Here is a 14100-nt window from a genome sequence, read left to right as displayed (position 1 = left end):
ATTAAATGAGTACTGCCTCACATCAGATTGGCTGGAAAACAGCCGCAGCCATTGTCGTTTCCAATATGATCGGAACCGGGATTTTTACCACCCTGGGATTTCAGCTTTCCGATATTACCAATACCTACAGCATTTTCCTGCTGTGGAGCATAGGAGGAGTTCTCGCTTTGTTCGGAGCTTTCTGCTACGCAGAACTGGGTTCCCATTTTAAAGGAAACGGAGGCGATTTTATTTATCTCAAAGAAACTTATCATCCGATTTTCGGATATCTCATAAGCTGGATTTCGCTCATCATAGGATTTTCCTCTCCCGTAGCGCTGGCAGCATTGGCTATGTCGAAATATCTTTCTGTATTTGAGTATTCTTTTGGAAACGGATTTGCCATAGCCGCGATATTCCTGGTGGCAATTGCATTATCATTCAGCCTGAAAACATCCAGCAGGTTTCACAACTTTTTTACATTCATTAAGATCGCTTTTATTATTGTACTGGTTATTCTCGGAGTAGGAATTTCAAATTCACCCCAGATCGGCAACAGCCTTAATTTCAGTGACAGCTGGCAAAATGAGATCATGCTTCCTGCCTTTGCTACCTCTCTGGTATTTGTTACCTATTCCTACACAGGCTGGAATTCAGCTTCCTACATTGCCGGAGAAATAAAGGATGTGCAGAAAAACCTTCCGAAATCGTTGATTATAGGAACTGTTTTTGTGACGGTAAGCTATATTCTGGTGAATTATATTATGCTGAAACATGCTCCTGTAAATCAGCTGGCAGGAAAAGAAGATGTGATGGGAGAAGCAGCAGTCAATATGTTGGGTCCGGCTTTTGGAAAAATTGTTAATCTTTTTATAGCCCTGCAGCTGATTGCAACCATAAGCGGATACTTGTGGGTTGGCTCAAGACTGACACAGGCTTTTGCAAAACATACCCACATCTGGAAGCCATTATCATCTGGAAATGCAAAAGGAATTCCGGTAAGGGCTATTTTTGCCCATGCTGTGATTGCTGCTATTATTATTTTAACGGGAAGCTTTAAAGAAATTTTTGTCTACACGGCTTTTATACTACAGCTTTTTGCAAGTCTTGCGATCTCGACGGTATTCTTCCTGAAGAAAAAAGACAGGAAGATCTTTAAGTCGAATGCTTTCCATATTTTTCCGGCTGTTTTTCTGCTGTTCAGTATCTATATTCTCTATTTTACATTCATCCATAACCCTAAAGAAAGCCTCATAGGATTAGGAATTATTGCAGTAGGAATTGTTTTATATATAATAGACAGAAGACTTTCTAAAAGATCTTAGAGCCTGATTTCAATATCATAAACATTTTTACAATTCAGCTTTTTTACCTTTTTGACTCTTTATCCCTAATGCTCAAAAATTTATGATGATGAGGAATTTTAATTTTGAATTAATAATCCTTATCTTTGCACCCACAAAATTTCTACAATGTCTAAATCATTAATTCCAAAATTAGAAGCTATAAAACAAAGATATAATGAGGTTGCAGACCTTATTATACAGCCTGATGTCATTTCAGACCAAAAAAGATATTCTTCTTTGAACAAAGAATATAGTGATTTGGGAAAAATTGTAAGAGTTTATGATCAGTACAAAGGTGCTTTGGACAGTATCGCAGAATCTGAAGAAATTATCGCAGATGGTTCAGACAGAGATCTGGTAGATCTGGCTAAAGAAGAAAAACTGGAAGCTCAGGCTAAACTTCCGGGATTGGAAGAAGAGCTGAAAGTATTGCTGATTCCTAAAGATCCTGCAGATGATAAAAACGTTATCGTGGAACTACGTGCCGGAACCGGAGGTGATGAAGCCGCTATTTTCGTGGAAGATATCTACAGAATGTATACCATGTATTTCAAAACAAAAGGATGGAGACATGAAGTGACAGATTCTAATGAAGCAGCGAAAGGATACAAGGAATTGATCATGAAGGTGGAAGGAGAAGGTGTTTACGGAATCATGAAGTTTGAATCCGGAGTTCACCGTGTACAGCGTGTACCTGAAACAGAATCTCAGGGAAGAGTACACACTTCTGCCATTACAGTGGCAGTTCTTCCGGAAGCTGAAGAAGTAGATTTTGAACTGAATCCTGCAGATATTGAAATGCAGACTTCCCGTTCAGGTGGTGCCGGAGGTCAGAACGTAAACAAGGTTGAAACGAAAGTTCAGCTTACCCACAAGCCTTCAGGACTTGTTGTGGTTTGTCAGCAGGCTCGTTCTCAGCTGGCTAACCGTGAGTTGGCGATGGAAATGCTAAGAACAAAACTATACGATATTGAATTACAGAAAGTACAGGGAGATATCGCCGCACAACGTAAATCCATGGTTTCTACCGGTGACCGTTCTGCAAAAATTAAAACGTACAATTATCCGCAAGGTAGAGTTACAGATCACAGAATCAATAAGTCTATGTACAACCTGGATGCTTACATGAATGGCGATATTTCTGAAATGATTGATGCCGTAATCATGGCAGAAAATGCAGAAAAGATGAAAGGGGAAGAAGAAAATTACTAAAAAATCGAAATAATTAAAATACAGCCTCTGATTTTTCAGGGGCTTTTTTACATACTAAATACAATTTAAACTATGAAAAACTACAAAATTATTTTCCTGCTGTTGCTTTCCGTGATGGGACAGCAGCTGATGGCTCAGACAGAAGTGAAGAAACCCAAAGAAGCCTTTGAACTCTTTTTCGGAACTTTTGTGAATAATGATGAAACAGCTTTGAACAAACTTAACGATTATCTAAGACCTACTGTAGAAGGTCAGAATGCGTATCAGGTTGATTTTAAGGAAACTTCAAAAGAAATGATAAATGGCAGCGTAGAGAGCTTTCTGGCTGCTTTCCCTAAAGCCACGGCTTCAGCATGCAAAAAAGAGGCTGAAGAGTATTTTGTCGCGATGTTTGGGAATTTTAAAAAAGGAAAACTGACTGTTAAAAATGTAAAAGTGGTCCCGAATGAATATGTTAAAGACGAAAAAATTGCAGAAATAAGTTATTCCGTAAGCTTTCTGGTTCCCTCAAAATTAACTTCCGGACCAAAAGGCGATCTGAGTAAAATAAAAGCAGAAGAACTGAAAAAATATCTTGTTCAGGCAGCTCAGGATTTCAAAAATGCTGATAAAACAGTAACAGCTGATCAGAGTTTTAATCTTTACGAAATGAAAGTAGGAGACAAAATATACTACTGGAACGGAAGCCCGGATGAGATTGTTTCCAACCTTACCGATTTTTATTTTGAAAGCTTCGGAGCCAATGAATAACCGATTATAAAGTATAGAAAGTCCCAATACAACGGGGCTTTTTTTATTTCACATACTTTACGTATTTTTGAGACAAACCGATCAGTATGAATTTTAAGCCTATATTGTTAACAGCTGGAGTATTATTTTCAGCATCTTTTTATTCTCAGAAAATGAATTACCCTAAAGCGTTAAAAGGAAACCAGACAGATACCTATTTTGGAACTGCTGTTTCTGATCCCTTCAGAGATCTGGAAAATGATTCTGAACCTACAAAAAAATGGGTGGATGAAGAAGTCGCTTACAGCCAGAATTACCTTTCTAAAATTCCGTTCAGGGATAAAATTAAAAATCAGTTGAAGGAAATCTGGAACTATGAAAAAATTTCTGCGCCTTTCAAAGAAGGAGATTATACCTATTATTATAAAAATGACGGTCTGCAGGCTCAGTCTGTTTTGTATAGAACAAACAACAAGACCAATGCTACAGAAGTCTTTTTAGATCCTAATAAATTTTCAGAAAAGGGAACAACTTCTCTTTCCAACCTGTCGTTCAATAAAAAAGGAAACCTTGCTGCCTACTCTATTTCTGAAGGAGGAAGCGATTGGAACAAGATCATCATCATCGATGCAGTAACCAAAAAACAGATTGATGAAACTTTACTGGATGTGAAATTCAGTGGAATTTCATGGCAGGGAGACGAAGGTTTCTATTATTCAAGCTACGATAAACCGAAAGAAGGAACAGTGCTTTCAGGGATGACTGATAAACATAAAGTATACTTCCACAAGCTGGGAACAAAGCAGTCTGAAGATAAACTGATTTTCGGAGGAGATAAGACCCCAAGAAGATATCTTAGTGCAGGAGTTTCTGAAGACCAGAGATATCTTATCATTTCTGCAGCAAATGCTACCAATGGTAATGAACTGTATATAAAAGACCTTCAAAAAGGCGGAGATTTTGTGCAGATTATGAACGGATTTGATATCAATGCCAGCATTGTAGACACACAGGGTGATGATCTTTTCATTTTCACAGATAAAGATGCACCGAATATGCGTCTTGTAAAAACAACCATTAGCAACCCGGCTCCGGCAACATGGAAAGATGTCATTCCACAAACAGAAAATGTTTTGGGAATTTCTTCAGGTGGTGGATATTTCTTCGCAACCTATATGATTGATGCTATTGATCAGGTAAAGCAGTTTGATAAAACCGGAAAACTGATCAGAGAAATTGCACTTCCCGGCAAAGGAAATATCTCAGGGTTCGGAGGAAAAGAAAAAGAGAAAGATGTTTACTTCTCTTTCAGCAATTATATTACACCGGGAACTACCTATAAATTCAATGTAGACTCAGGAAAATCTGAAATCTATCAAAAACCTAAAGTGAAGTTTAATCCGGATGACTATGTTTCGGAACAGGTATTCTATACTTCAAAAGACGGTACAAAAGTTCCTATGATGATCAATTACAAGAAAGGAACTAAACTTAACGGTAAAAACCCTACTATTCTGTATTCTTACGGAGGTTTCAACATCAGCCTGCAGCCATCATTCTCTGTAGTTAATGCCATCTGGATGGAAAATGGCGGTATTTACGCTGTTCCAAATATCCGTGGAGGAGGTGAGTACGGTAAAAAGTGGCACGATGCCGGGACGAAGCAGCAGAAGAAAAATGTTTTTGAAGACTTTATCGCTGCCGGAGAATATCTTCAAAGTAAAGGGTATACTTCAAAAGAATACATGGCGCTGTCAGGAAGATCAAACGGAGGATTACTGGTAGGAGCGACAATGACAATGAGACCTGATCTAGCCCGAGTAGCCTTCCCTGGAGTTGGAGTTCTGGATATGCTGAGGTATAATAAATTTACAGCCGGAGCAGGATGGTCTTATGATTACGGTACTGCAGAAGACAGTAAAGAAATGTTTGAATACCTTAAATCTTACTCACCTGTACACAATGTAAAAGCAGGAACTTGTTATCCTTCCACAATGATTATCACCAGTGATCACGATGACAGGGTTGTTCCGGCGCACTCTTTCAAATTTGGTGCAGAGCTTCAGGAAAAACAGGCATGTAAAAACCCTATTCTCTTGAGAATTGAAAAGAATGCAGGTCACGGCGCCGGAAGATCTACAGATCAGGTGATCAGTGAAAATGCAGATCTTATATCATTTGCATTGTTTGAGATGGGAATAAAGAAATAACTCTAAAAAAGTAAAATATTTAAACAAACAGTCGATTTTATTTAAAATTGGCTGTTTTTTTTATGTTGTTATGTTTATAATTCTTATTTTTAAGGCGGATATTTAAAGTTTATTAATTCTAAACTAATTAGGTAATTATGAAAAAAAGAATTTTACTGGTTTGTGCATTGGCTGCTGGGCTATCCAGCCTTAATGCGCAGAGGTGGGAACCTGCCTCACAAAGAACATCAGAGATCAGAAAAGAAGTAGAAGTTCAGTATGCTTACAGATTTGATTTACAGTCTCTTAGGAACATTCTGAAAGATGCTGTAGAAACAGGTAAAGGAGCTCAGGCTGTGATCGTATCTCTGCCTACAGCAGAAGGAAAAATTGAAAAATTTGCTGTTTATAGTGATCCTGTTATGGAGAAATCCATGGCAGACAGATATCAGCTGGGATCTTATGTAGGAGTAGGGGTAGATGATCCTGGCAAATATGTAAGATTCAGTACTGCACCTACTGAAATGCAGTCGATGATTATCAAAGACGGGAAGTTTCAGTTTATAGAGCCTATTACTGCTGATAAGCAGGTGTATGGTGTTTTCTATAAAACAAAAAGAACAGAGGCAGATCATGGTTTTGAATGTACTACCGAAGAGAAAAATTTCAAAGATATTAAATCATTAGAAGCCTTCGGAAAAAAAAATCTTTCTAATGTAGGAATTACAAGCAGACCGGCTAGTACAAAATTCAGAACTTACAGATTGGCTCTCTCTACTACGGGAGAATATACAAAGAAATTTGATCCGACTGGAGGAGTAACCAATACCGTTACTCAGATGAATGCTACTATAACCCGTGTAAATGGCGTTTTTCAAAAAGATTTTGCAATTAAACTGATTATTCAGGATCTTCCCAACATTATATATACAGACCCTGCAACAGACCCTTATACTGGGAACTTAAACTTACAGCTTCAGCAGACCTTAACAGCTCAAGTAGGGAATGCGAATTATGATATGGGGCATGTATTCAATGCTGCCGGTGGTAACGGAAATGCCGGATCTATCGGGTCTACCTGTGTTGATCCTGCTACAGCTACTTCATTAGCAAAAGGATCTGCGTTTACACAGAATACCAATCCAACAGGAGATCTTTTTGATATTGATTATGTTGCGCATGAAATGGGACACCAGCTTGGAGGAAACCATACCTTTTCACATGCTACGGAAGGTTCTGGTGTAAATGTTGAGCCGGGTGGAGGAACAACAATTATGGGATATGCCGGAATTACTCAGGACAATGTACAGGCTAATTCGGATGCTTATTTCCATTATTCTTCAATCAATCAGATTCTTAATAGCTTAGACGCCAAGACCACTTGTGGAACATCTGAAAATATTACAAATAATACAGCACCTACTATTGCAGCCCTTACAGCATACACTATTCCAAAGGGAACTCCTTATTACCTGGATGCATCTGCTACCGATGCTGAAGGTGATGCAATAAAATATACCTGGGAGCAATATGACAGTGTCAACAATCTTGCTTCTATTTCCGGAGACAGTGGTTGGGGATACAATGCACAAGGCTCGATTGCAAGATCTTTCTTCGGAACAGCAAGCGGAAGAAGATATTTCCCGAGTTTACCACTTGTAATGGCTGGAAAACTTACTAATAAAGCTACCTGGGAAACAGTTTCCTACATACCGAGAATACTTCACTATGCGGTAACTGCTAGAGATGAAAATGCTTTGAGACCAATGCTTGTATCTTCAGAAACAACCCTTACTGTAGGAAATGACGGACCATTTAAATTTAATGGAATTACTTCTTCGACAACGCTATACAATAATGCATCAAATACAATTACCTGGGATGTTGCCAATACCAATGCCGCACCATATAATGCAAGTAATGTAAAAATTGAGTATACTACAGACCTTGTTAATGGATCTACATGGACAGAATTAGTGGCCTCCACTCCAAATACAGGATCCTATACAGTACAGATGCCTGCAAATCTTACAGGAGCAATCAAATTAAAAATTTCAGCTATAGGTAACGTATTCTATGCAGTATCTCCACAGGTAACTGTAGGCACAGCCCCTACATCTACTACAGCAGCTCCTACAGGAGTGTCTGCTTTAGCATCTGAAATCTTAAAAACTACAGCAAGATTGTCTTGGAATAACGTGCCTGGAGCTACTTATTCTATTAACTATAGAAAAGTAGGAGAAACAAACTGGCAGAATACAACAAGCTCTGTAAACTCTGTTTTATTAAGTAGTTTAGAGGATGAAACTAATTATGAAGCTCAGGTTGCAGCTGTTGTGAATACTGTTCCGGGAACATTCTCAGCAAACTATGCATTTAAAACAAAAGGTTTAACTACAGGAGCAGATTATTGTCTGATGAGTACAGGGGGAAATAACCTGAATGCACCATATTATAGCGGTCTTATTCAGCTTAACCTATCTAATCTTGCCTATTTCTCCGGTAATTTAGCCACTGCAGCAAAAACTTATCTTGATTTCAGTGATGATCCAACGAAAATAATTAATTTAACTAAAGGAACCCAGTATACAGCTTCATTTAGAAATTTAGGGCATGATTTGGGTACATACAGTGACTTCCTTGAAATCTGGATCGATTATAATAGAAATGGAATTTTTGAATCTACAGAAAAAGTAGGATCTCATTCAGCTGTCCCTGTATACAATGCAGCAAACCAGCTTAGCTTCCATGATGGAACAATTACATTTACTGTACCCGCAACTGCATATGCAGGCGATAAATCATTGAGAATGAGAGTTGCAAGTACATTCTTTAATGCAGCCACAGGACCATGTGGTGTTTCATCAGTTCCGGTACAGGGAGGAGGAGTTATTTCTACTGGAGGCTTCAGAGACTTTACTGTAAAAATTGCAGAAACCCTTGCTGTAAATGAAACAAAAGATGTAAAATCAACTGAGATTTCAATCTATCCGAACCCTGCAGATACTTTCGTAGAAGTGAAAAATCTGAAAGGAAAAGCAGATTATAAAATCTATACTGCTGACGGAAGATTAGCTCAGGAAGGTCAGATTGACGGACAAAGAATTAATGTTGCTTCATTAATCAAAGGGATGTATGTGATCACGATAAAAGATGACAAAAATACTTACAATACGAAGCTTATCAAAAAATAAGCACACTATTTATAAATAAGAATGGCCGGACAAATGTCTGGCCTTTTTCTTTTGCTAAAATCAAGAAAAACAGAATGTTAACAGAAGTTTCATGTTTCGTTCAAAAAAATTAACTTTACGGGGACAAAAATAATTGGAATGCGAAAGACAATTTCTGTGAAAAACCCGGATTTTAGTGTATTACCTCAGGAAAGAGAGATTTACAATTTTGAAAAAGACGGCCTTGAACTCAAATCATCCTATGAAAAAAAAGATGTAAAAGATGAATCATTAACGCAGACTTCTCCAGGAATTGCTCCCTATCTGAGAGGGCCGTATTCCACCATGTACGTTCAAAAGCCATGGACGATCCGTCAGTATGCCGGGTTTTCCACAGCTGAAGAATCCAACGCTTTTTACAGAAGAAACCTTGCAGCCGGCCAAAAAGGACTTTCAGTAGCATTTGACCTGGCCACGCACAGGGGATATGATTCTGACCATTCAAGGGTGGTGGGAGACGTAGGAAAAGCAGGTGTTGCCATCGACTCTGTGGAAGATATGAAGATTCTTTTCAATGAGATTCCACTGGATCAGATTTCAGTATCCATGACCATGAACGGAGCGGTACTTCCAATTTTGTCTTTCTACATTGTAGCGGCAGAGGAGCAGGGGGTAAAACAGGAGCTGCTTTCAGGAACCATTCAGAATGATATTTTGAAAGAATTCATGGTGAGAAATACGTACATCTATCCGCCGGCACCTTCTATGAAGATCATCGCAGATATTTTTGAATATACCTCGCAAAACATTCCGAAATTCAACTCAATTTCCATCTCCGGATACCATATGCAGGAAGCTGGTGCTACACCCGTACTTGAAATGGCGTACACACTGGCAGACGGTCTTGAATACGTAAGAACAGGAATCAAAGCAGGAATGAATGTAGACGATTTTGCCCCAAGATTATCTTTCTTCTGGGCAATCGGAATGAATCATTTCATGGAAATTGCTAAGATGCGTGCAGCAAGGTATATCTGGGCAACCCTTTTAAAACAGTTTAATCCTCAGAACCCGAAGTCTCTGGCATTAAGAACCCACTCTCAGACTTCCGGCTGGTCTCTGACAGAGCAGGAACCATTCAATAATATTACAAGAACAGCTATTGAAGCGTTGTCTTCAGCTTTAGGAGGAACACAGTCTCTCCATACCAATGCACTGGATGAAGCCATTGCACTTCCCACCGACTATTCAGCAAAAATTGCAAGAAATACGCAGATCATTCTTCAGCAGGAAAGCGGAATATGTGATGTGGTAGATCCGATGGGAGGTAGTAACCTGGTGGAAAGCCTTACTCAGCAAATGATTGAAGAAGCGATGAGGTACATTGATGAGGTAGAACAGGAAGGAGGAATGACCAAAGCTATCGAAGCCGGAATTCCAAAAATGAGAATTGAAGAAGCTGCCGCTAAAAAACAGGCTAAGATTGATAGCGGAGAAGAATTCATTATCGGAGTGAATTCATTCAAATCCTCATTAAAACAGGATCAGATAGAAATCTTAGACATTGATAATACAGAAGTTCGCAGAAAGCAGATCGAAAGACTGAATACCATCAAAGCAGAACGAAATACAGAAGCGGTAGAACAAATTCTTAATGACATCCGTGAAAGCGCAAAAACAGGAAAAGGAAACCTTCTGGCACTATGTATTGAAGCCGCAAGAAGAAGAGTTACCCTTGGCGAAATGAGTGATGCCATGGAAGAATCTTTCGGAAGATATAAAGCAAATATTAAAACAATCTCTGGTGTATACGCAATGAATGCCGGTAAAAATGAATATTTTGAAAAAGCCCTTACCCTGACTCAAAAATTTGAAGAAGAAGAAGGACGACGCCCAAGGCTAATGGTAGCCAAAATGGGACAGGATGGTCACGACAGAGGCGCAAAAGTAGTGGCAACCGCATTTGCCGATATGGGATTTGATGTGGATGTGGCTCCCTTATTCCAGACCCCGGAAGAAGTCGCTAAACAGGCTGTAGAAAATGATATTCACATCTTGGGTGTTTCTTCGCTGGCTGCAGGACACAAAACACTGGTTCCGCAGGTGGTGGAAGAATTATCCAAGCTGGGAGCAGATGATATCACCATCGTTGTAGGAGGCGTAATTCCGCAGCAGGACTACGAATTCCTGTATGCCAACGGTGCCGACTTTATTTTCGGACCAGGAACCAATCTTCCGAAATGTGCCGTCGAAATTCTGGAAAAATTTCTAAATTAATTCTTTGTAGAGAATAACTTGCATGGCTTTTGTATAGTTTAATGAAAAAATTTCATTATGGCTTATACAGTAGTTTCAGTATTTCCGGTGACTGTAGATACAGAGGAAATTAAAAAAGGATTAAAAGAAAAAGGCTTTGACGAAGCAAACATCATTATTTCAAAGTCCAGAGTAGAAAGTGGTATGTCTGCTGATCAGTATCAGGAAGATAAACAGACACAGGATTTTTTCGACTATGTTTTTGCTCACGATGCAGAAATGCTGGACGCTTACCGCAAGCACAGCATAGGCAGAAGCAATGTTATTGTTTATACCGATAATCTTGAACAGGCAAAAGCTGCCAAAGAAGTATTAAATGAATATGGAGCTCTTGAAGTCTACAGAAAGCCTTCAGAAAAAAGAGACAGTATTCCGGAGGGTATGACCGAGGATGAATATAATGGTATCATTGCCAAAGCAAGACATAATCTTTACTTTCTCGGATCAGAAAGAGTCTATCATTCCAATCAGGTAAAAGGAATGGATGACGAAATGGATAGTCTGGGTTCAAAAGATTAATTTCACAATAAATAAAAGACTGGTTAAAAAAATAACCAGTCTTTTTATTAAAAAATATTTTGATTCTCAGAAAAATGTATATATTTGCACCTGAAAATCAAGTTTAACCAATAAAAAACGACGAAGCAATGTTCAGAACTAAACAGAATTCTACAGTTGGATTGCCACTTATGGTGGTAAGGCTTCGCGGTTTGGTACATTCTTAGAATAACAGTACAATGAAATATCAAAACCCGAAGTCGTAGAGATTTCGGGTTTTTTATTGCGCAATATTTCAAACTTCAGGTTTCCCCGAAATCTTTTTTAGTGTCATTAAAGGCAAAATAAGATGAGAAATATTCCTCAGAACTATTTCGTCTATTATTAATCCATTCAACTAGTATTTTAGTTGATTAAAAGCTGTGTGAGATAAAAATTAAGATCTCACACAAGGCTTCTGTTAACAATGGAAAATGATATTCTTCTGTTCTCCCGCCTGAGAAGTGTGAGAAGCAGAAAAAGAACAATTAGAAAAGATGTAGAAAAGCAGATAAGAAAAAAATATCGACGTAGTGAAGAACTTTGGGAGATCAGACGAAATACCCCATGGATTCCTTTGGATAAACCTTATCAAAGAGGATTTGTACGATTCTTTGTGGTAAGAGAAGATGTCATGAGATCCAAAGACGGAGAATTCTTTGAAGGAATACTGAAGAAAATTAATACCTATATGTATTCGGAAAGCCGCCGGTTTTTAAAAAAGAAAAGAAAATTCGGGCGGAGAATATATGTAGAGAGAGTACAGAAACTCCAGCATATTTCTTCATATTCCTGGAATGACCCGAAGCTTGGACTTACAGCAAGAGAGAGACAGTATTTTTTGAAACAGGAAGAATATTGTCCGGCCCGGAAGTCTTATGTTCCTTACTATGAATTTATTGAACCATGGAGGTTTACCCTGCGTACAAGACCTAATATGATCACCCATTATAAACCTGTAAACTTTGAATTGGAAAAAGAGTGTGCAGAACTGGAGGATTATTTAGGGCAGCATAAAATTGTAGGAATTATCAACAAAACAATGTATGGTAAGTCATCTTCATGGAAAAGCAAAAGAGAAGATATTCCACTTATCAAAAACGGTAAATATTTTACCTGCACAATGTCTGCAACAGAGATTGCAGAAAGCTTACAGGACGAGTAAGTCCAACTGTTATTTAAAACAAAAACAATGGGAAATTTAAAACTAAAAGGAAAAGATATATTAAAACTGGGCTATCCAAATAATCAAAGCGTAAACGTAGCATTGGAAGTCATGAAAAGAAATTTTGCAACGAAGAATATTCACCACGTAAAATCTCTTTTAAAGGAAATCCTGCTGAATCCGGAAGAATTTGAAAAAGATCTCACCTTCGGACAGATTGCAGAAACCCTGCTTTCATCCAAAAAAACTGAAAAGCGGATGCTGAATTCACAGCGGGCTTCATTTCAGATTTTTGGTACTAACATTTCAGAGGAGGCAAAAAATCAGCTATACACTGCCTTAAAGCTGCCAATTTCAACTCAGGGAGCATTAATGCCAGATGCCCACAGTGGTTACGGCCTTCCTATCGGTGGAGTTCTGGCGGTGGAAAATGCAGTAATCCCTTATGGAGTAGGAATGGATATTGGCTGCAGAATGAGCCTCAGTATTCTGGATACGCCCGTTTCATATCTTGAAGGAGCGAGAGATAAGTATGAAAAAGCGCTTGCTGAACATACAAAATTCGGAATGTATGAGACCCATAAATCTCACATAGATCACGAGATTTTCGACAGAGATACATTCGATATGATCCCGATCTTAAGAAGATTAAAGGGAAAAGCCATCAAACAGATGGGATCCTCAGGCGGCGGAAATCATTTTGTAGAATTCGGGGAAGTGGAAATCACCGAAGAAGACGAACAGATTGGCCTGCCTAAAGGAAAATATCTGGGAATACTTTCTCACAGCGGCTCAAGAGGTCTTGGAGCTGAGATAGCCCAGTATTACTCAAGAGTGGCAACAGAACAGTGTCCATTACCAAAAGAAGCTCAAAACTTCGCCTGGCTGGACCTCAGTACCCACCTGGGATTGGAATACTGGACGGCAATGAACCTTGCCGGAGATTATGCTTCAGCCTGCCACGATGATATTCACAGAAGGCTGGTGAAAGCGGTAGGTGGAAGAATAAAAGCCAGAATTGAGAACCATCACAACTTCGCGTGGAAAGAAATCCATAACGGAAAAGAAGTGATTGTTCACCGGAAAGGAGCCACTCCTGCCAATGAGAATGAATTGGGAATGATTCCCGGATCCATGACGGCGAAAGGATTTATCGTTCGTGGAAAAGGAAACCCGGAATCCCTGAACTCTGCATCTCATGGAGCCGGAAGAGCGCACTCAAGAGGGGAATGCAGAAGCCTTTTCACCCAGCATGATATCAAAAAAGAACTGAAGCTGAAAAATGTCACACTGATGGGTGGAAATGCTGAAGAAGCACCAATGGCCTACAAAGACATCAATGAAGTGATGAATGCACAGAGTGAGCTGGTAGATATCCTGGGAACATTCCAGCCACGAATTGTGAGAATGGACAGGTAATTAATCTAATACTTTACAACCTTACAGGTTTCAAA

The 14100-nt window shown here is 39.0% G+C and carries 9 protein-coding genes; all 9 read left to right on the top strand.

The annotated features are described in order from the left end of the window. The first annotated feature begins 5 nt into the window (after window positions 1-5). A complete protein-coding gene (locus tag LIV57_RS11470; protein WP_227942681.1) occupies window positions 6-1304 on the top strand; it encodes an APC family permease in 1299 nt (432 codons plus the stop codon). A gap of 147 nt (window positions 1305-1451) precedes the next feature. After that, complete coding sequence (prfA, locus tag LIV57_RS11465) at window positions 1452-2537, top strand: peptide chain release factor 1 (RefSeq protein ID WP_062676053.1); 1086 nt, start codon at window positions 1452-1454, stop codon at window positions 2535-2537. A gap of 72 nt (window positions 2538-2609) precedes the next feature. Continuing rightward, entirely contained in the window at window positions 2610-3287 is a 678-nt protein-coding gene (locus LIV57_RS11460; protein ID WP_227942680.1) for a hypothetical protein, read from the top strand. A gap of 86 nt (window positions 3288-3373) precedes the next feature. Then, complete coding sequence (locus tag LIV57_RS11455; protein WP_410673672.1) at window positions 3374-5476, top strand: prolyl oligopeptidase family serine peptidase; 2103 nt, start codon at window positions 3374-3376, stop codon at window positions 5474-5476. Window positions 5477-5613: 137 nt separating this feature from the next. Next, the gene (locus tag LIV57_RS11450) at window positions 5614-8649 is read left to right on the top strand and encodes a reprolysin-like metallopeptidase (RefSeq protein ID WP_227942679.1); all 3036 of its coding nucleotides are present in this window, start codon (window positions 5614-5616) and stop codon (window positions 8647-8649) included. Between the two features lie 138 nt (window positions 8650-8787). Continuing rightward, complete coding sequence (gene scpA, locus LIV57_RS11445) at window positions 8788-10905, top strand: methylmalonyl-CoA mutase (protein WP_227942678.1); 2118 nt, start codon at window positions 8788-8790, stop codon at window positions 10903-10905. Window positions 10906-10962: 57 nt separating this feature from the next. After that, a complete protein-coding gene (locus LIV57_RS11440; protein ID WP_227942677.1) occupies window positions 10963-11463 on the top strand; it encodes a hypothetical protein in 501 nt (166 codons plus the stop codon). A 445-nt stretch (window positions 11464-11908) separates the two neighbouring features. After that, window positions 11909-12646, top strand: coding sequence for a hypothetical protein (locus LIV57_RS11435; protein WP_227942676.1), 738 nt, complete (start codon window positions 11909-11911; stop codon window positions 12644-12646). A gap of 27 nt (window positions 12647-12673) precedes the next feature. Next, on the top strand, window positions 12674-14065 hold the full coding sequence (locus tag LIV57_RS11430) for an RtcB family protein (protein WP_227942675.1): 1392 nt from the start codon (window positions 12674-12676) through the stop codon (window positions 14063-14065). Window positions 14066-14100: the final 35 nt, after the last annotated feature.

It is taken from the genome of Chryseobacterium sp. X308 (genome assembly GCF_020733145.1).
Taxonomy (GTDB): Bacteria; Bacteroidota; Bacteroidia; order Flavobacteriales; family Weeksellaceae; genus Chryseobacterium; species Chryseobacterium cupriresistens.
This window is presented reverse-complemented; position numbering and strand designations above follow the sequence as displayed.

Coding starts and splice junctions, on each gene's coding strand:
- LIV57_RS11455 (WP_410673672.1), top strand. CDS start 3,374: ATGAATTTTAAGCCTATATTGTTAACAGCTGGAGTATTATTTTCAGCA.
- LIV57_RS11460 (WP_227942680.1), top strand. CDS start 2,610: ATGAAAAACTACAAAATTATTTTCCTGCTGTTGCTTTCCGTGATGGGA.
- LIV57_RS11440 (WP_227942677.1), top strand. CDS start 10,963: ATGGCTTATACAGTAGTTTCAGTATTTCCGGTGACTGTAGATACAGAG.
- LIV57_RS11450 (WP_227942679.1), top strand. CDS start 5,614: ATGAAAAAAAGAATTTTACTGGTTTGTGCATTGGCTGCTGGGCTATCC.
- prfA (WP_062676053.1), top strand. CDS start 1,452: ATGTCTAAATCATTAATTCCAAAATTAGAAGCTATAAAACAAAGATAT.
- LIV57_RS11470 (WP_227942681.1), top strand. CDS start 6: ATGAGTACTGCCTCACATCAGATTGGCTGGAAAACAGCCGCAGCCATT.
- LIV57_RS11435 (WP_227942676.1), top strand. CDS start 11,909: ATGGAAAATGATATTCTTCTGTTCTCCCGCCTGAGAAGTGTGAGAAGC.
- scpA (WP_227942678.1), top strand. CDS start 8,788: ATGCGAAAGACAATTTCTGTGAAAAACCCGGATTTTAGTGTATTACCT.
- LIV57_RS11430 (WP_227942675.1), top strand. CDS start 12,674: ATGGGAAATTTAAAACTAAAAGGAAAAGATATATTAAAACTGGGCTAT.